The organism is Candidatus Arsenophonus triatominarum (genome assembly GCF_001640365.1).
Taxonomy (GTDB): Bacteria; Pseudomonadota; Gammaproteobacteria; order Enterobacterales; family Enterobacteriaceae; genus Arsenophonus; species Arsenophonus triatominarum.
On record NZ_LWMI01000006.1, the window covers coordinates 16614 to 34817 of the forward strand.

The following is an 18204-nucleotide window of genomic DNA, read 5'->3' on the forward strand; positions in this document are numbered from 1 at the left end:
CAACTTAGGTGGCCAAATTTAGTATGCCACTACAAAGGCACGGCTTTGTATGTTGGTGTGGCGGATTCGTTACCATCACTATCGAGCAGCTGCACATCAACCGCATATTTGGGTCTGAATGGGTCAGATATAGCTAGGCGACTTAATTTTGATTACAGCATATGTATTAAAAACAGGTCATCGATAGTGCATCCTGTTTCCATCTTTTTACGTTTAGCTTGAGACCATTTATGTTCTATAGGATTTAAATCTGGTGAATACACAGGCAAATATTCTATCTGGTGTCCTGCGTTTATAATTGCCTGTTCAATATTCTTACCTTTGTGAAAGCTAGCGTTGTCCATAAAAATAACAGAATTTTCAGGAAGTTCTGGGAGCAATATTTTTGTGATCCAAACATAAAAAACATCACGGTTAATATTGCAATCAAATAATCCGATAGCAAAAAGGGTTGTTCCCAATAAAGCGCCAATATAGCTAGGCGACTTAATTTTGATTACAAGGTGTGTTATGAGTTATACAATTGATTTTCGACGTAAAGTAATATCTGTAAGGAAAGCCGAAGGTTTAACAATTCGAGAAACTGCGAAACAATTCCGTATTGGAAAAGCGTCTTTAGTACGTTGGCTTAAACGACCAGAGCCAAAAAATTCAACGCCACGTAAGAGGAAGCTCGATAAAAATGCTTTAGCAAAAGATGTGGAACAGTATCCAGATGCTTACCAAAAGGAACGGGCAGAGCGATTCGGTGTTTGTAAAAAGACTATTTGGCAATCCCTTAAAAAGCTGGGATTAACCTATAAAAAAAACTCTATTCCATCCAAAAACCAACGAAAGCGACAGGCTGGCACATCAGCAAAAAAGACAACAGTATGAAAAAAAAGATAAATCTGTTGTTTTTATTGATGAAAGTGGTTTTTCACATGACACTCCACGAACTCACGGCTATTCCCCAAAAGGTCACCGTTGTTTTGGCCTGAAAAACTGGGGTGCTAAGGGAAGAACAAATGTTATTGGCGCTTTATTGGGAACAACCCTTTTTGCTATCGGATTATTTGATTGCAATATTAATCGTGATGTTTTTTATGTTTGGATCACAAAAATATTGCTCCCAGAACTTCCTGAAAATTCTGTTATTTTTATGGACAACGCTAGCTTTCACAAAGGTAAGAATATTGAACAGGCAATTATAAACGCAGGACACCAGATAGAATATTTGCCTGTGTATTCACCAGATTTAAATCCTATAGAACATAAATGGTCTCAAGCTAAACGTAAAAAGATGGAAACAGGATGCACTATCGATGACCTGTTTTTAATACATATGCTGTAATCAAAATTAAGTCGCCTAGCTATACAGGGTAATATCTTCATTTTCAAGCTGGATCCTGTTAACACGTTTACCGTTTACCACCGTTCCAGCCCGTAAAGCTGGGATTAATGGAAATGTCGCGCTATTCCCTGCGGCCTGTTTTTTTGAAAATGGCGCGGGGACTTCATGATTGTCATTTTTAAACATGGAGTCTACCCAACTGCCGACAAACACTTTACCGTCGGGCATTTGATACCAGACATAATCCTCAATACTAAAAACAGCTCCGAGATGGGTGAGTAACTGAAAGCCAGTTCCATTATGCGTGAAGTGGGGGATTGGCGTATTGCTATATTTTACATCGGGTAGAATGAACGTCAATCCGCTATTTTCCTGTAAATAATCGATAATTTTTTTTAATGTGGGGTGCTGAAATGAACACGGCCACATTTTATCAAATAGACCTACCAACTCACGGACGAACAATTTTTGAAAACCATTATCGGTGGGTTGAGCGCGTTCGACATAGCCCGTGAAATAGCGATACAGTGAATTTGGGTAGCCCGTATCAAACCTCACTAATTTTCCAGTGTAATCCGTTTCAGTTTCTACCGTTAAAAAACCCCGTCCACAAGCGGATAACTCCAGCATGATTTTGGCATCAACAAGGTGCACTTCATCATGCGATAAATAGCAACGACTAATCGGTTTCATGGATTCCCCCAATCATCAATGGGTTTTAACACGGTTCGCTCAAACCAGTTCAGCGCGTCTTTTTCTTCTTTTGATACGGAGGTAGGGGCTTTTGGGTTGCCTGTTTGCTTTTTGGCTTGTATTTTTCCTGCGGCGATGGCGTCTTTTTTCTCAAAAATAGTTGCTGAATAGAGACTTGCATTTTTTGTCACGCTATAGACAATAAAAAGAGGTTTAACTTAGAAAATAACGGTTTGAAATGATCAACAAAGAGCGGTTGTTACGAGATAATCGTTTATGTAAAGCAATCATTGGATTATCAGTCGAAGAATTGAAAAATTTAGCCGCTGAATTTTCAGCTTGTTATAGCTAGGCGACTTAATTTTGATTACAGCATATGTATTAAAAACAGGTCATCGATAGTGCATCCTGTTTCCATCTTTTTACGTTTAGCTTGAGACCATTTATGTTCTATAGGATTTAAATCTGGTGAATACACAGGCAAATATTCTATCTGGTGTCCTGCGTTTATAATTGCCTGTTCAATATTCTTACCTTTGTGAAAGCTAGCGTTGTCCATAAAAATAACAGAATTTTCAGGAAGTTCTGGGAGCAATATTTTTGTGATCCAAACATAAAAAACATCACGATTAATATTGCAATCAAATAATCCGATAGCAAAAAGGGTTGTTCCCAATAAAGCGCCAATAACATTTGTTCTTCCCTTAGCACCCCAGTTTTTCAGGCCAAAACAACGGTGACCTTTTGGGGAATAGCCGTGAGTTCGTGGAGTGTTATGTGAAAAACCACTTTCATCAATAAAAACAACAGATTTATCTTTTTTTTCATACTGTTGTCTTTTTTGCTGATGTGCCAGCATGTCGCTTTCGTTGGTTTTTGGATGGAATAGAGTTTTTTTTATAGGTTAATCCCAGCTTTTTAAGGGATTGCCAAATAGTCTTTTTACAAACACCGAATCGCTCTGCCCGTTCCTTTTGGTAAGCATCTGGATACTGTTCCACATCTTTTGCTAAAGCATTTTTATCGAGCTTTCTCTTACGTGGCGTTGAATTTTTTGGCTCTGGTCGTTTAAGCCAACGTACTAAAGACGCTTTTCCAATACGGAATTGTTTCGCAGTTTCTCGAATTGTTAAACCTTCGGCTTTCCTTACAGATATTACTTTACGTCGAAAATCAATTGTATAACTCATAACACACCTTGTAATCAAAATTAAGTCGCCTAGCTATATCAGCTAATTCACCTTTACTAAGAAAGCGGAAACATACGGCAAGCATCATCAAATTTTGCTTGTTTGGATACTTGATAATCAAACATAGCTAATTCTCCAAAAATAAATGATCATCTATTCTTCAACCAAAGCATCATAAACACTTAAGGCTTGAATAGTTAAAGCAGCCATATTGATTTCAACAAGTCCGTTACCTTTAGGTTTAATTGGTAATTTACCGTATTCAATAAGACGGCGAGCTGTACCTTTATCCATACCAGTACGGCGACAGTATTCGTCTAAAGGTAAGTAAGGTTCAGGGATAACAATTGTAATCTTTGGACGCATAAGGCAAACTCCTGTTTAATTCTGTTTATCAATATCGCTAAATATGATGAAATATTCTTTATTATCTAATTTCAAACAAATATCAATTATCTTTTAGCGAAAAGTAAATGTTATTTTTTATAAAAAAAAGAAAATTAATGGTGAAATATGGCAAAATTCGAATTTAACCCAGATGTTGATGCCGGAGAAGTCCTTGATCGAATTGTTGAAGCATATGGATTCAATTCAAAATTAATGTTAGCTGTCCATTTTAATATGGCAGCTAGCTCCTTATCCTCTAGATATAAAAGAGGGATTTTCCCTGCGGATATGGTTATCTGCTGTGTTGCTGAAACAGGTGTAAATTTAGAATGGTTAGTATCTGGTCAAGGAAAGAAATTTGATGATTCAATATTAGATACCCTAGAAATAGAAAATTATAAACTAGTTGATAGACAAATCTGTGAATTAGGCCATGTGATGATCGATAAACGGATGTTTCCTAAAAATAATCCCCTACCGAACGATCTCATCAGTGTTATAAACAATGAAAAACATTTAATAGTTAATCGTGAATTTTCAGATGTTTTTGATGGTAAATGGCTAGTAGATATTGAAGGAAAAATCAGCTTTAGAGATTTGACACTCATTCCAATTAAACGAGTCAGAGTATCTGGTGTCGGTATGGCTTTTGATTGTGATATCTCAGATATACATGTCATAGGCCGTGTAATCGGCGAATTTATGATCAACGGATAAGAACACAATGGGAGTTAGAAAATTACCATCAGGAGAATGGATAGCTGATTTTTACGTAGAAAATCGGGTGGCTAACAAGAAAGGTAAACGAATTCGTAAGAAGTTTACTACTAAAAGAGAAGCTCTTGCTTATGAACATTATGAAATGGATAAAGCTGAGGGTAAGCCTTGGATTCAAGATGAAAGAACGGAGCGACGTAAATTAAAAGATTTAATTGATATCTGGTATAAATCTCATGGTATCACACTAAGTGATGGATGGTAAAAGGCGTTTTCAAACTATGAACTGGGTTGCTGATAAAATGGGTGATCCACTAGTGTCTGAATTTAACGTTCAAATTTTTTCAAAATATAGGGAATTGCGTTTATCAGGAAAATTATTACGTAATACACGAAAACAAGTTGTTACCCCTAGAACCGTCAATTTAGAACTCGCTTATTTCAGAGCAGTTTTTAATGAACTTAGACGTCTTGGTGAATGGAATAAAAATAATCCAATTGAAAATGTCAGAGCATTCCGTACCGATGAAATAGAAATGGCATTCTTGACTCATGAGCAAATACACGATCTTTTAAAATCTTTCTCTGAAAGCAGCGAGAAAGATTTGCTATTAGTTGTGAAAATAGCACTATCAACAGGTGCAAGATGGTCTGAAGCTGAAAGTCTTACTAATACACAAATAACAAAATATAAAATTACTTTTATAAAAACTAAAGGTAAAAGAAATCAAATAGTTCCGATTAGTTCTGAGCTATATAACGAATTACCGAAGAAAAAAGGAAAATTATTTACCCCTTGCTATTATGCTTTTAGATCGGCACGAGTTTCGCACCAATAAAAAAACGCTCTATTTTTAAGTTTAATTCAGCATAATATATAAATAGACAAAATCTTATAAATTAAAAGCAACTTATTGTAATTTAAACAAATTTATACGTTTTAGTAACTTGCAAATTAACCATTGCTTTTAAGCCATTTCTGGAATTTTATATGCCTGTGCGAAACTCGTGATCGGCTATTAAGCGTGCCAATATAGAATTACCTGATGGTCAATTGTCCCACGTTTTACGTCATACTTTCGCATCACACTTTATGATGAAGGGTGGCAATATACTCGTAATCGCTTGGTCGCTGGTTCAAATCCAGCAGGGGCCGCCAAATTTATCCTTTAAATACAATAAATTAAAGTAATTTAGATGACATGTATTTTTAAATTTAAAGTGTCGCAAAAATGTCTCGGTAATTTTAAGTCATCCCAAGTCTATCAACGATATTGAAACACGAAACCTTCTAAAATCATCCCTGAATACAGTTCTATCCATATGTCTCTACCCGATGACTTAAAAGACGATTTCATGTTAGAATATAGACAAGCCGGATTAGATGTTGGTGAAGTTTTATGTTTTTCAGTAAAGTCGCCAAGCCCTTTGAGAATATTATTTAAAACACTCTCAAAGGGTGATGTGACAAAAAAGTTATTAGGGATATTAAAAATGTTCAATCAACAACGTAATGTTAGGATTGAAGTTTATACAGATAAAAAAATTATTGATTTAAATGGCTATTCCGAAGAAGAATCTCGTCGCTTGATTGAAGCCAGTCATGGAGTTCGTATTTCCCCATCCTAAAAACAATCAAGAACAAGAAAAATAATTTTATAATTCATTTCAGTTTTTCATATTTTGTAACAGCTCTAGTTACTCACTTTCTCAAATCGTACGATTGTTTTTAAAATCCCTCGGCCTTAATGCTGTTCGGGTTCAAGTCCCGCCTTGGGCAGCATGAAAAAAAACACTTTTTATTATCAATGATTTAACTCATAAAAAAGAGCTTATTAGAAACATTTTTCTGCACTAAAAAAGAAGACCAAAATTATATATTGGCAGCAGGTTGGCAGCACTGTTCTTTTTTACAGTATTTGTGATCATGAAAAAAACAAATACGTAATTAGTGCTTAATTTTTGTCTAGCAGTATAGGTGATTAACGTCCCCGTTTTAGGTGTGATCAAAAGTGCATTAATTTCGGCAAATCGGGGTAATTTATGTATTTATTTCAACCTTCTAAGTCTTGATCAAGACGACATATTCATTAACTAAAATTTCCGTATACAGAGAATGGATACCAAAATAAAAATGGCAGATATTTATCTAAACTGTCTAACATTTCTCAACAGAAAAAGAACGCAAGGATGTCACTCCCCATTCCAAAAACCATGACAAAACAGTCAAGCGTTAATTCCCCACTAACCACCGTAATACAGGTCTAACACTATACGTAACCTGAGTTCGGGATAAGAAATAAAGTGAAAGTCTTGCTATTCAAATAGTTGAATGCGCATATTTCGTTAAAATACTCTAACAATCTGGTTAAAGAGTAGAGCATTGTTAAACAATGATGGAAAATCTTACTGAACTTTATTGCCTGATGGATGATTTTTGTAAAGACTTCGAGCCAAAAATGCACGAAATTTTGCTGAATAACGGTAGTAAGCGTCGTAGACGGTCTACTCAGCTTTCATTGGCTGAAATGATGACACTGGTTGTTTTGTTTCATCAACTCCGATTCAGCCAATTCAAGGTATTTTATCTCTATTATGTCCGTTTATATCTCAGGAAGGAATTTCCTAACTTGCCATTATATTCACGCTGCGTAGAGTTATTTCCGCGCAGTGCCTTAGCTTTAACGGCACTGTTTGAGTCAATTAAGGGAAAGTGCACGGGTCTGTCGGTTGCCGATTCTACTCCGATAGCTGTGTGTGATAACTTACGGATCCGCCGGCATAAAGTCTTCGATGGGATAGCTGAACGAGGAAAAACCTCAACAGGTTGGTTCTTTGGTTTCAAACTTCATGTAATTATCAATCATTTGGGGGAAATACTCAGTTTTCGACTCACACCAGGAAACACAGATGATCGGAAACCATTACCTGAGCTGATAAAAGATCTTTCTGGTTGTTTGTATGCGGATAAAGGGTATTTATCGGTTTCACTGAAACAGCAACTGAAAACAATGGGAATTAACCTTATAACGAATATCAAGAAGAAAATGAAGCCTGTTGAACAGACTTGTTTCGACAAAGCCATCTTGCGTCATCGTTCTGTCATTGAAACGGTATTTGATGAGTTAAAAAATCTTTGTCAGATAGCGCATACGCGGCACCGCTCTCCTGCTAACTTTGTAGTGAATTTATTAGCCGGGCTGGTTGCATATAGCTAGGCGACTTAATTTTGATTACAAGGTGTGTTATGAGTTATACAATTGATTTTCGACGTAAAGTAATATCTGTAAGGAAAGCCGAAGGTTTAACAATTCGAGAAACTGCGAAACAATTCCGTATTGGAAAAGCGTCTTTAGTACGTTGGCTTAAACGACCAGAGCCAAAAAATTCAACGCCACGTAAGAGGAAGCTCGATAAAAATGCTTTAGCAAAAGATGTGGAACAGTATCCAGATGCTTACCAAAAGGAACGGGCAGAGCGATTCGGTGTTTGTAAAAAGACTATTTGGCAATCCCTTAAAAAGCTGGGATTAACCTATAAAAAAAACTCTATTCCATCCAAAAACCAACGAAAGCGACAGGCTGGCACATCAGCAAAAAAGACAACAGTATGAAAAAAAAGATAAATCTGTTGTTTTTATTGATGAAAGTGGTTTTTCACATGACACTCCACGAACTCACGGCTATTCCCCAAAAGGTCACCGTTGTTTTGGCCTGAAAAACTGGGGTGCTAAGGGAAGAACAAATGTTATTGGCGCTTTATTGGGAACAACCCTTTTTGCTATCGGATTATTTGATTGCAATATTAATCGTGATGTTTTTTATGTTTGGAACACAAAAATATTGCTCCCAGAACTTCCTGAAAATTCTGTTATTTTTATGGACAACGCTAGCTTTCACAAAGGTAAGAATATTGAACAGGCAATTATAAACGCAGGACACCAGATAGAATATTTGCCTGTGTATTCACCAGATTTAAATCCTATAGAACATAAATGGTCTCAAGCTAAACGTAAAAAGATGGAAACAGGATGCACTATCGATGACCTGTTTTTAATACATATGCTGTAATCAAAATTAAGTCGCCTAGCTATATTGTTTAATTCCATCTAAACCAAAGATACCGGTGGCAGGAACATATCTTCAAGCATAATTGATAATGCTTATCCCGAACTCAGGTTATACGTAGTAATGTATCCACAGTGATTACACGTTAGTTTATAATAATAATTAATATCACTATCGCCATGAATAACGGGTTGATGATGAAAAAACGTGACGAATCGATTCGACGACGGTTTACTCGGAATATCCTTAACATCCGTCTCATCAATAATCTGTTCACCTGCTCGATGACACATACTGCACATTGTTGTGATGTTTTTATGATGAAGAAAGGCATTAAAATCATCCACTGTGATTGCTTTTAATTTCTCGATTAAAATACGCTTTTTTTCATCATCATCTGAGAAAATTATCATAATTTACCAACAAAAATAAATATCCAAGTCCACCACCACAAACTCAACAATGGCCAAATCAAAAACTCACAATGCCATTTCGTGCTTTCTTTCTGTTTATCTAATTTCTGTAACGAAATGGCTAATTTTTCCTTGGCTATCTTCTAACAACAAGACAAAACCGAGACCTTGTTTCACGTCTTCCTTTGTAGAAAAACCACCAAACCGAAGGGTAGCACATCGCCCCCCTTTGTAGTGGCATACTAAATTTGGCCACCTAAGTTGAGGTGATATGCTCACCTCATAATTTTTATAGGTGCCGAAATGAGTAAAATAATTACTGCTGAATTTAAATGTGAAACCGCCAAATTAGTCCTTGACCAAAATTACACCTACCAGGAAGCCGCGAAAGGCATGAACGTCAGTCTTTCAGCGATTAGCCGGTGGGTAAGAGCCCTTCGTTTAGAACGTCAAGGGAAAACATCGCCTGGTCTGCCATTAACACCTGAACAAATTGAGTTCAGAGAAATGAAGAAAAAAATCCACCGGCTGGAAATGGAGAATGACATCTTAAAAAAGGCTACTGCGCTCTTAATGTCCGACTCACTGAAAAATTTTCGGTAGTTGAAAAGCTAAGAGTGCTTTATCCGGTGAAAACTTTGTGTCGTATTTTTAATGTTCACCGAAGCAGTTATCGCTATTGGTGTCGGCCTAAGGAGCCAGATATTGAGCGGACGATAAAACGTAGCCTAGTCAGCGAAGCGTGGAACGTTAGTGGCGGCTCTGCTGGCGCAAGGACTATCGCCACGATGGTTACCAATACACACAACGTGAAACTTGGGCGGTGGTTAGCGGGTAAGTTGATGAAAGAATCAATCATCGTCAGTTGCCAAGAGCGAAAACATAAATACAACCGCGGTGGAAATGAACGTATTGATATTCCAAATCTGCTCAATAGGCAGTTCGCTGTTACAAAGCCTGACCAGGTTTGGTGCGGCGATGTAACCTATATTTGGACAGGCTCACGATGGGCCTATCTGGCTGTGGTATTGGATTTGTTTGCCCGAAAACCGGTGGGCTGGGCAATAAGCCTGTTGCCAAATAGTGAACTCACGCTGCTTTAAACAAAAACGACTCACATACACCTCAAAAACACGAGAGTGGTTTATTTTTTAATCTAAAATGGATTATTTTCAATTTTAAGTGTGATTATTTTATAGTCAACTTTTAATTTTTTGATAAATTCTAATTAATGCCCTTATTTAGCAACAGGCTTAATGTCATTTGCACCAACTCAGAATTAACCGCCAAAGCACTACAAATGGCTTGGGAACTACGTGGGCATCCAAAACAGGTGATGTTCCATAGTGATCAGGGAAGTCATTAAAATAGTTGCTGAATAGAGACTTGCATTTTTTGTCACGCTATAGACAATAAAAAGAGGTTTAACTTAGAAAATAACGGTTTGAAATGATCAACAAAGAGCGGTTGTTACGAGATAATCGTTTATGTAAAGTAATCATTGGATTATCAGTCGAAGAATTGAAAAATTTAGCCGCTGAATTTTCAGCTTGTTATTTGATTTATCGGAAAAAGAATCGAAAAGATCACGAGCGGCAGATGGGTGCAGGGCAGAAAGGATTTATCCCAACCCCATTAGATAAACTGCTTTTTATTTTATTGTATTTAAAATGTTGTCCGACCTATGATTTGCAAGGACTTCTTTTTGGTTTAGATAGAACACGGGTATGTCGCTGGGTAAAAATATTATTGCCGGTTTTAGAGATGACCTTGGGGCGAGAATGTGTTTTGCCCGCTCGTCAAATTCGCTCTGCTGAGGAATTTTTTCGCGCCTTTCCTGGAGTTAAAGACGTCTTTATTGATGGGACAGAGCGACCTGTCCAAAAGCCTAAGAATCTGCGTCGGCGAAAAAAAATGTATTCGGGAAAGAAAAGACAGACCACTCGAAAAGGGCTTATTATGACTGACGAAACGAGGAAAATTGGATTTATCCCCATGATCAAAAATGGGCGCCGTCACGATAAACGCTTACTCGATAAAGTCGATATAATTCGCCATATTCCCCCTGAGGTAACCATCTGGGCCGATACCGGTTTTCAAGGTATAGATAAATAGCATCCTAATACACAAATCCCAAAAAAAGGAACTCGAAAAAGACCTTTATCGCCTGAACAAAAACAAGAAAATAAAATAATCTCGGGCATCCGTATTACGGTTGAACACGCCATCGCGGGTATCAAGCGCCTCGGTTGTATGACCCAAATTTTACGGAATCGTAGACCCTTTATTGATGATACCTTTTTACTCCTTAGTGCCGGTCTTTGGAATTTCCATCTCAGAACAGCCTAAAATTTACTTCAATCACCGAAATACCCTTATTTCACTATTAAGCAACACGCTTATTATACCAGTCGTCAGTATAGGCAGGCATTGTGGCGTTATCAGATGACCCAAAGTATCAGTCGCAGAGGGAATTGTTGGGATAATAGTCCGATGGAACGATTCTTCCGTAGTCTGAAGACCGAATGGGTGCCAACGACTGGCTACCAAAGCTTTAGTACTGCTCAGTCAGCCATTATTCGCTACATAACCCACTACTATAGCGATATAAGACCTCACTGGTATAACGGTGGATTAACGCCAAACGAATCAGAGCGACTGTTCCGTGAACAGTCAGGTAGGGTGGCCAATTTTAGTTGACCACTACAGTTTCTCCGCGTCGGGGTAAAGCCAGTTTGCCGTCCGGCTTCAAATCCCCGATTATCGGTCAGCGTCAGTGACATCAATCGGCCTTTAATCAAAGGATTAATATTTTGCTGCCTGCCGTTAGCGCAAATGCTGGGATGTTTTCAGTGCACGAGTTTCTCACCAATAAAAAAACGTTCTATTTTTAAGTTTAATTCAGCATAATATATAAATAGACAAAATCTTATAAATTAAAAGCAACTTATTGTAATTTAAACAAATTTATACGTTTTAGTAACTTGCAAATTAACCATAGCTTTTAAGCCATTTCTGGAATTTTATATGCCTGTGCGAAACTCGTGCAGTGGTGAAAAAGCGCATTAGAAAAGTCCCTTAATTTGCTCATTTAAATCACCAAACATGGATGAGAAGGAATCATCGACCCATTTTAACTTAAGGGTAAATTCAATCTTACGAGGTGCTCCATCGGCAAAAAAAAGACTTTTGCTTTGGCTGATTTCTTCTATCACGAACATGCCGTAAATATTGCCTTCACCATCAAGAAAGGGCCAGCCTTGCCACTTTCGGCCATCACCTCCAACGCAATCAAGGACAGTCTCCCGCCGGTCAATTCCGGGTAAAGGGTGGCTGAGAGGCTAATATCGTCATTATCGCTGCCAATAAACTGATAAGCCGGCCGGATACCGAGCTGACTGTTAAATCCGTAGCGCCAGCGCCGGTTGATTTGTAACGTTTGATAAGGGGTAGTTTTAAGGTGAAAAACAAAAAGTCCCAATGCAGCCATCGGCATCTCAATACTCCTTTTCGCTATCGCTAAACCGGCCGCGTTGTTGGACCTGCTGCTGCCGTTGTAATCGGGTGTCACCGATCATGCAAAACTGATCCACTTGATATTATTCGTACATTTTTGTACGGGTAATTTATGTTAACCAAGGAGATATTTGTGGATATTCATGTTCGCTTTGCACAAGGACAAAGCATTCGAAAAATGGCCCGTGAACTGGGCATTTCCCGTAACACCGTAAAACATCATTTACAACAGCAGGAGATGCCAACTTATGCTAAAAGAAGTCAACAATCGAGTAAACTGGCACCCTTTAAACCTTATTTGCTTCAGCGAATTGAATTGGCTAAACCTGATTGGATCCCTGTAACAGTCCTATTTGATGAGGTAGTTGAAAGAGGCTATCAAGGCGGTATTGCTCAGTTACGTCGATTTGTTTGTCAATTTAAACCAAGCATTGTTCCCGAACCTGTCGTCCGTTTTGAAACACAGCCAGGTCAATAAATGCAAATCGACTTCACGACCATCCGACGAGGTAAACGATCACTAACACGAGTTTCGCACAGGCATATAAAATTCCAGAAATGGCTTAAAAGCTATGGTTAATTTGCAAGTTACTAAAACGCATAAATTTGTTTAAATTACAATAAGTTGCTTTTAATTTATAAGGTTTTGTCTATTTATATATTATGCTGAATTAAACTTAAAAATAGAGCGTTTTTTTATTGGTGCGAAACTCGTGACTAAAAGCGTTTGTTGCAACGCTTGGCTACTCGCGTGCTAGCTATGTAAAGTTCTTTGATAATGAGCGGACAGAAGCCTGGCAGCAAGGTTTAAAAGAAGCTTTCGACTATTTTGGTGGTGTGCCACAGCAAGTATTGTGTGATAACGCAAAAGCTCTCATCATCGAACGAGATGCTTATGCAAAAGGTGAACATAAATTGCATGTCGAAATGCTTCAGATGTCGAAAGATTACGGGTTTAAATTGAGCGCTTGCAAGCCATACAGGGCAAAAACGAAAGGTAAAGTAGAGCGCTTTAACCACTATTTAAAAAACAGCTTTATCATACCATTAAATACCGCACTTGATGCTCATAATCTTGAACTGGATATCGAGATAGCCAATGCAAAAGTGGGTCCATGGTTAGAACGAGTCTCACATCAGCGGATTCATGGAACAATCTTAGAAAAGCCAGCAAACAGATTAGCTAAGGAAGTTAAGTATCTTCTTCCCTTACCAGCAAGGATTTGCCAATCTATCTCGCAGACTAATACGTTTAATATCCGTATCGTACCGCCCCTTGAATCTGTCAATTTGCAACACTCAATCAGCGTATATGAAGCATTGCTGGGAGGTGAACATGTTATTGCATGAACAAATTGAACACCTGTGTGAGTCATTGAAATTAAATTCTGTTCCGACTCATTGGTCATCACTTGCCGAACAGTGCATCGCCCAAGACAAAAGCTACGGAGAGTTTTTACTGTCCCTATTAAAATGTGAGCAACAACAACGAGATGAACGAACTCGCAATCTCTTTAGTCGGATGGCGGGATTCCCAACGCACAAAGAACTTAGTACGTTCGATTTTAAGTTTGCAACGGGCGTTCCTAAGCAACAAATACAGGAATTAAGCGCATTAACGTTTATTGAGCGTAATGAAAATGTAGTGTTGTTTGGCCCAAGCGGTGTAGGCAAAACGCATTTAGCTATTGGATTAGGATTAAAAGCAGTACAGGCCAAGAGGAAAACCCGCTTTACGACAGCGGCTGAACTGATGTTGCAACTCTCAACGGCTAAACGACAAAATAAGCTCAAACAATATCTATCACGTTCGGTGATGGCACCGAAGTTGTTGATCATAGATGAGATTGGATACCTTCCGTTTGGGCGAGAGGAAGCAAACCTATTTTTCAATGTGATTGCCAAGCGTTATGAGCATGGCAGTGTTATATTGACGAGTAACTTATCATTTGGGCAATGGCCCAGTGCCTTTGCTGATGACGTAACATTAACCTGAGTTCGGGATAAGCATTATCAATTATGCTTGAAGAGATGTTCCTGCCACAGGTATCTTTGGTTTAGATGGAATTAAACAATATGCAACCCGCCCTGCTAATAAATTCACTACAAAGTTAGCAGGAGAGCGGTGCCGCGTATGCTCTATCTGACAAAGATTTTTTAACTCATCAAATACCGTTTCGATGACAGAACGATGACGCAAGATGGCTTTGTCGAAACAAGTCTGTTCAACAGGCTTCATTTTCTTCTTGATATTCGTTATAAGGTTAATTCCCATTGTTTTCAGTTGCTGTTTCAGTGAAGCCGATAAATACCCTTTATCCGCATACAAACAACCAGAAAGATCTTTTATCAGCTCAGGTAATGGTTTCCGATCTTCTGTGTTTCCTGGTGTAAGTCGAAAACTGAGTATTTCCCCCAAATGATTGATAATTACATGAAGTTTGAAACCAAAAAACCAACCTGTTGAGGTTTTTCCTCGTTCAGCTATCCCATCGAAGACTTTATGCCGGCGGATCAGTAAGTTATCACACAGCTATCGGAGTAGAATCGGCAACCGACAGACCCGTGCACTTTCCCTTAATTGACTCAAACAGTGCCGTTAAAGCTAAGGCACTGCGCGGAAGTAACTCTACGCAGCGTGAATATGATGGCAAGTTAGGAAATTCCTTCCTGAGATATAAACGGACATGATAGAGATAAAATACCTTGAATTGGCTGAATCGGAGTTGATGAAACAAAACAACCAGTGTCATCATTTCAGCCAATGAAAGCTGAGTAGACCGTCTACGACGCTTACTACCGTTATTCAGCAAAATTTCATGCATTTTTGGCTCGAAGTCTTTTACAAAAATCATCCATCAGGCAATAAAGTTCAGTAAGATTTTCCATAATTGTTTAACAATGCTCTACTCTTCAACCAGATTGTTAGAGTATTTTAACGAAATATACGCATTCAACTATTTGAATAGCAAGACTTTCACTTTATTTCTTATCCCGAACTCAGGTTGAATACAGTTTTTGTCGAGAGTATCGATGTCGGCCATATTTCATAGTTATGCAAATTACGAAACAGGATATTCTGAAGGGGGAAACAGCTACTCCCGTAACCCCTTGAAATCATGGTGCCCGGAGGCGGAATCGAACCACCGACACGAGGATTTTCAATCCTCTGCTCTACCGACTGAGCTATCCGGGCAACAGGGCGTATTAAACCTGATTATGATATTTTCGTCAATTAAAATTATTGCAATAAGCTTTCTCATGCTTGTTTTTTCAACAACTTAACAAGTGGTATATAAAAATTGTTCGAAGCTTTTTTGCCGATCACGAGCTTCGCACCAATAAAAAAACGCTCTATAGCTAGGCGACTTAATTTTGATTACAGCATATGTATTAAAAACAGGTCATCGATAGTGCATCCTGTTTCCATCTTTTTACGTTTAGCTTGAGACCATTTATGTTCTATAGGATTTAAATCTGGTGAATACACAGGCAAATATTCTATCTGGTGTCCTGCGTTTATAATTGCCTGTTCAATATTCTTACCTTTGTGAAAGCTAGCGTTGTCCATAAAAATAACAGAATTTTCAGGAAGTTCTGGGAGCAATATTTTTGTGATCCAAACATAAAAAACATCACGGTTAATATTGCAATCAAATAATCCGATAGCAAAAAGGGTTGTTCCCAAGAAAGCGCCAATAACATTTGTTCTTCCCTTAGCACCCCAGTTTTTCAGGCCAAAACAACGGTGACCTTTTGGGGAATAGCCGTGAGTTCGTGGAGTGTCATGTGAAAAACCACTTTCATCAATAAAAACAACAGATTTATCTTTTTTTTTCGTACTGTTGTCTTTTTTGCTGATGTGCCAGCCTGTCGCTTTCGTTGGTTTTTGGATGGAATAGAGTTTTTTTTATAGGTTAATCCCAGCTTTTTAAGGGATTGCCAAATAGTCTTTTTACAAACACCGAATCGCTCTGCCCGTTCCTTTTGGTAAGCATCTGGATACTGTTCCACATCTTTTGCTAAAGCATTTTTATCGAGCTTCCTCTTACGTGGCGTTGAATTTTTTGGCTCTGGTCGTTTAAGCCAACGTACTAAAGACGCTTTTCCAATACGGAATTGTTTCGCAGTTTCTCGAATTGTTAAACCTTCGGCTTTCCTTACAGATATTACTTTACGTCGAAAATCAATTGTATAACTCATAACACACCCTGTAATCAAAATTAAGTCGCCTAGCTATATTTTTAAGTTTAATTCAGCATAATATATAAATAGACAAAATCTTATAAATTAAAAGCAACTTATTGTAATTTAAACAAATTTATACGTTTTGGTAACTTGCAAATTAACCATTGCTTAAGCCATTTCTGGAATTTTATATGCCTGTGCGAAACTCGTGCCGATTAGAAATGGTACCCTTTATTATAAGGGTACCAACTTAACTAAGTAAAAAGGCTGTTAACGATAATTTTTCTGCGCATTATTTACTTTAATCAGATAATTACGTGATTGAGCAGCCGGATGTTTAGTCACTAATGTTTGGTAAACATCACCTGGTGGCATTTGGTTAATAATCTGTGCTGCCAGCTTTTTATCGTTATGGAATACTCTTAATACACTACCGGCTCCACCATTATAGGCAGTGATGATCGCATAGCGGCGCGAGGTGGCATTAGTGATTTCACCTAAATAAGTGTTTTGTAGCAATGATAAATAGGCGGTTCCCAGATCAATATTATTGGCAGGATCAAATAAATAATTGCGACTTGGTATGCCTGATTTTCCTTGGGCACGAAAAACGTCTCTGCCAGCAGTGTTTGGCATAATTTGCATTAAACCTAAAGCATCAGAGCGACTGACTGCGTAAGGATTAAAACTAGACTCTATTTGCATAATTGCCAAGATCAACGATTGATCAACGCCATATTTTGCCGCTGCCTGGCGGATATATGGTAAATACTTATGAGCTCGTTTATCCAGGTGATTTGGCACTAATTGGATAGTAATTGACCAGATGACGTGTAATCCTGACTGACGTCGCTGTAATTTATTTTCTAATAGATAGTCGGCAAATTTTGTTGCTCGCCATTCCCAGCGGATCGGTTGATTCGTATGATCAAGTACTTGACCATATAAAAATGGCTCTTTACGGATAGCGATATTATTAATACCAGAGTAGAGATCAATGGAGCTTGGATCATCGCCCATCAATAGAGTAGTAACAATGGCTTTTTTTAAGTATTCCTTTGGCTCTACGCCAGCGATGGTTTCAATTGTGATGCTGCCGCTGTCAAAATTGATATGGCTACGGGTTTGGTATTGATCAGTATATTTGACATAATCTTTTGGCCCAGCAATCAGAACTTCCTGAATTCCCCAAATATTCTCAATATTGTGAGCAAATTGCTGAACTAAAATATCAAATCCATTGGTATCTTTGATGTCTTCAGGATGAAATGAGCTCTCTTTTTTACTGGAGCAAGCCAGCAAAAGTTGGACAATGATCAGAGGGAGCAGCAGCTTTTTCATATCATTCACAGTTTGTCAGATAAAAAACCATCAGAATGGAAAAAATTCTGATGGGGTTAACAATTATTTTTTAGGCAGGGTGTAGCCTTCAATATGAATTTCTTGGCCCTCAAACAGAAATTTTACCATCTCTTGCTCTAGTAGCTTTCGGTCTTCAGGATTCATCGTGCTAAGCTTTTTTTCATTGATCAGCATGGTTTGTTTGCTCATCCATTGTCCCCAGGCTTCTTTAGATATTTGATTAAAAATCCGTTTACCTATTTCACTAGGATAAAGCTGAAAATCCAAACCTTCAGCTTCACGTTGTAAAAAAGTACAAAAAATAGTTCTACTCATTAAGTGGATCCTCAGAGCGGTAA

The 18204-nt window shown here is 38.1% G+C and carries 23 protein-coding genes, 1 tRNA gene and 6 pseudogenes; 17 read left to right on the forward strand and 13 right to left on the reverse strand.

The window, feature by feature from the left end; genetic code table 11:
• Positions 1 to 152 precede the first annotated feature (152 nt).
• Positions 153 to 512: a transposase gene (locus AYJ55_RS02590; RefSeq protein ID WP_063654074.1), complete on the reverse strand. Its 360-nt coding sequence runs from the start codon at positions 510 to 512 to the stop codon at positions 153 to 155.
• Here AYJ55_RS02590 and AYJ55_RS02595 point away from each other — a divergent pair.
• Positions 511 to 876 carry an IS630 transposase-related protein gene (locus AYJ55_RS02595; protein ID WP_063653415.1) on the forward strand — a complete coding sequence of 122 codons (366 nt, stop codon included), beginning with the start codon at positions 511 to 513 and terminating at the stop codon, positions 874 to 876. The genes AYJ55_RS02590 and AYJ55_RS02595 overlap by 2 nt on opposite strands.
• Positions 845 to 1333, forward strand: a complete 489-nt coding sequence (locus AYJ55_RS02600; RefSeq protein ID WP_063653499.1) for an IS630 family transposase — start codon at positions 845 to 847, stop codon at positions 1331 to 1333. Before AYJ55_RS02595 ends, AYJ55_RS02600 begins: the two co-directional genes overlap by 32 nt.
• Before the next feature lie 15 nt (positions 1334 to 1348).
• On the opposite strand, the gene AYJ55_RS02605 is transcribed toward AYJ55_RS02600, so the two are convergent.
• From AYJ55_RS02605 to AYJ55_RS02625, 5 genes are all read right to left on the reverse strand, one after another.
• Complete coding sequence (locus tag AYJ55_RS02605; RefSeq protein ID WP_074167879.1) at positions 1349 to 2026, reverse strand: hypothetical protein; 678 nt, start codon at positions 2024 to 2026, stop codon at positions 1349 to 1351.
• Complete coding sequence (locus AYJ55_RS02610) at positions 2023 to 2217, reverse strand: hypothetical protein (RefSeq protein ID WP_063654076.1); 195 nt, start codon at positions 2215 to 2217, stop codon at positions 2023 to 2025. The genes AYJ55_RS02605 and AYJ55_RS02610 overlap by 4 nt, the downstream gene beginning before the upstream one ends.
• Positions 2218 to 2393: 176 nt before the next feature.
• On the reverse strand, positions 2394 to 2885 hold the full coding sequence (locus AYJ55_RS02615) for an IS630 family transposase (protein WP_162505266.1): 492 nt from the start codon (positions 2883 to 2885) through the stop codon (positions 2394 to 2396).
• Positions 2851 to 3216, reverse strand: a complete 366-nt coding sequence (locus AYJ55_RS02620) for an IS630 transposase-related protein (RefSeq protein WP_063654078.1) — start codon at positions 3214 to 3216, stop codon at positions 2851 to 2853. Before AYJ55_RS02620 ends, AYJ55_RS02615 begins: the two co-directional genes overlap by 35 nt.
• Positions 3217 to 3369: 153 nt before the next feature.
• Entirely contained in the window at positions 3370 to 3582 is a 213-nt protein-coding gene (locus tag AYJ55_RS02625) for a hypothetical protein (protein ID WP_063654080.1), read from the reverse strand.
• Positions 3583 to 3729: 147 nt separating this feature from the next.
• On the opposite strand from AYJ55_RS02625, the gene AYJ55_RS02630 reads away from it, so the two are divergent.
• The 12 genes and pseudogenes from AYJ55_RS02630 to AYJ55_RS24685 all read left to right on the forward strand — a co-directional run.
• Positions 3730 to 4320, forward strand: a complete 591-nt coding sequence (locus AYJ55_RS02630) for a phage repressor protein CI (protein WP_063654082.1) — start codon at positions 3730 to 3732, stop codon at positions 4318 to 4320.
• 7 nt (positions 4321 to 4327) lie between these two features.
• Positions 4328 to 4585 carry a site-specific integrase gene (locus AYJ55_RS32510; RefSeq protein ID WP_063654087.1) on the forward strand — a complete coding sequence of 86 codons (258 nt, stop codon included), beginning with the start codon at positions 4328 to 4330 and terminating at the stop codon, positions 4583 to 4585.
• A 16-nt stretch (positions 4586 to 4601) separates the two neighbouring features.
• Positions 4602 to 5159, forward strand: a complete 558-nt coding sequence (locus AYJ55_RS02640; protein WP_245677256.1) for a phage integrase — start codon at positions 4602 to 4604, stop codon at positions 5157 to 5159.
• Positions 5160 to 5676: 517 nt separating this feature from the next.
• The gene (locus AYJ55_RS02645) at positions 5677 to 5949 is read left to right on the forward strand and encodes a hypothetical protein (protein ID WP_063654089.1); all 273 of its coding nucleotides are present in this window, start codon (positions 5677 to 5679) and stop codon (positions 5947 to 5949) included.
• Positions 5950 to 6716: 767 nt separating this feature from the next.
• Positions 6717 to 7538 (forward strand): IS982 family transposase, encoded by an 822-nt coding sequence (locus AYJ55_RS02650; RefSeq protein WP_162505326.1) that lies wholly within the window; start codon positions 6717 to 6719, stop codon positions 7536 to 7538.
• A 29-nt stretch (positions 7539 to 7567) separates the two neighbouring features.
• Positions 7568 to 7933 carry an IS630 transposase-related protein gene (locus AYJ55_RS02655; RefSeq protein ID WP_063653415.1) on the forward strand — a complete coding sequence of 122 codons (366 nt, stop codon included), beginning with the start codon at positions 7568 to 7570 and terminating at the stop codon, positions 7931 to 7933.
• On the forward strand, positions 7902 to 8390 hold the full coding sequence (locus AYJ55_RS02660; protein ID WP_222703421.1) for an IS630 family transposase: 489 nt from the start codon (positions 7902 to 7904) through the stop codon (positions 8388 to 8390). The genes AYJ55_RS02655 and AYJ55_RS02660 overlap by 32 nt, the downstream gene beginning before the upstream one ends.
• 713 nt (positions 8391 to 9103) lie before the next feature.
• A pseudogene (locus tag AYJ55_RS32520) lies at positions 9104 to 9897 on the forward strand (IS3 family transposase); the annotation flags it as partial.
• A 134-nt stretch (positions 9898 to 10031) separates the two neighbouring features.
• Positions 10032 to 10166, forward strand: a complete 135-nt coding sequence (locus tag AYJ55_RS34385; RefSeq protein ID WP_281181076.1) for a hypothetical protein — start codon at positions 10032 to 10034, stop codon at positions 10164 to 10166.
• Positions 10167 to 10249: 83 nt separating this feature from the next.
• Positions 10250 to 10915 (forward strand): transposase family protein, encoded by a 666-nt coding sequence (locus AYJ55_RS02680; RefSeq protein WP_063654097.1) that lies wholly within the window; start codon positions 10250 to 10252, stop codon positions 10913 to 10915.
• Between the two features lie 15 nt (positions 10916 to 10930).
• Entirely contained in the window at positions 10931 to 11149 is a 219-nt protein-coding gene (locus AYJ55_RS34390; protein ID WP_162505268.1) for a transposase family protein, read from the forward strand.
• A 30-nt stretch (positions 11150 to 11179) separates the two neighbouring features.
• Positions 11180 to 11500: pseudogene (locus AYJ55_RS24685) on the forward strand (integrase core domain-containing protein); the annotation flags it as partial.
• A gap of 365 nt (positions 11501 to 11865) precedes the next feature.
• On the opposite strand, the pseudogene AYJ55_RS02685 reads toward AYJ55_RS24685, so the two are convergent.
• Positions 11866 to 12296, reverse strand: a pseudogene (locus AYJ55_RS02685) (phage tail protein).
• Between the two features lie 132 nt (positions 12297 to 12428).
• Between AYJ55_RS02685 and AYJ55_RS02690 the strand changes: the two are divergent.
• The 3 genes and pseudogenes from AYJ55_RS02690 to istB form a co-directional block, all read left to right on the forward strand.
• A complete protein-coding gene (locus AYJ55_RS02690) occupies positions 12429 to 12794 on the forward strand; it encodes an NUMOD1 domain-containing DNA-binding protein (RefSeq protein WP_063654099.1) in 366 nt (121 codons plus the stop codon).
• Positions 12795 to 13045: 251 nt separating this feature from the next.
• Positions 13046 to 13666 (forward strand): annotated as a pseudogene (gene istA / locus AYJ55_RS02695) (IS21 family transposase); the annotation flags it as partial.
• Positions 13653 to 14309 (forward strand): annotated as a pseudogene (gene istB, locus AYJ55_RS02700) (IS21-like element helper ATPase IstB); the annotation flags it as partial. The pseudogenes istA and istB, both read left to right, overlap by 14 nt.
• 24 nt (positions 14310 to 14333) lie before the next feature.
• Here istB and AYJ55_RS02705 read toward each other — a convergent pair.
• From AYJ55_RS02705 to AYJ55_RS02730, 6 genes and pseudogenes are all read right to left on the reverse strand, one after another.
• Positions 14334 to 15205, reverse strand: a pseudogene (locus AYJ55_RS02705) (IS982 family transposase).
• A gap of 231 nt (positions 15206 to 15436) precedes the next feature.
• Positions 15437 to 15512, reverse strand: a tRNA-Phe gene (locus AYJ55_RS02710).
• Positions 15513 to 15695: 183 nt separating this feature from the next.
• Complete coding sequence (locus tag AYJ55_RS02715; protein WP_074167881.1) at positions 15696 to 16127, reverse strand: transposase; 432 nt, start codon at positions 16125 to 16127, stop codon at positions 15696 to 15698.
• Positions 16049 to 16519 carry an IS630 transposase-related protein gene (locus AYJ55_RS32525; protein ID WP_063654101.1) on the reverse strand — a complete coding sequence of 157 codons (471 nt, stop codon included), beginning with the start codon at positions 16517 to 16519 and terminating at the stop codon, positions 16049 to 16051. The genes AYJ55_RS02715 and AYJ55_RS32525 overlap by 79 nt, the downstream gene beginning before the upstream one ends.
• Before the next feature lie 255 nt (positions 16520 to 16774).
• Entirely contained in the window at positions 16775 to 17845 is a 1071-nt protein-coding gene (mltC, locus tag AYJ55_RS02725) for a membrane-bound lytic murein transglycosylase MltC (protein WP_063654104.1), read from the reverse strand.
• A 63-nt stretch (positions 17846 to 17908) separates the two neighbouring features.
• Positions 17909 to 18181 (reverse strand): oxidative damage protection protein, encoded by a 273-nt coding sequence (locus AYJ55_RS02730; protein WP_063654106.1) that lies wholly within the window; start codon positions 18179 to 18181, stop codon positions 17909 to 17911.
• Positions 18182 to 18204 lie beyond the last annotated feature (23 nt).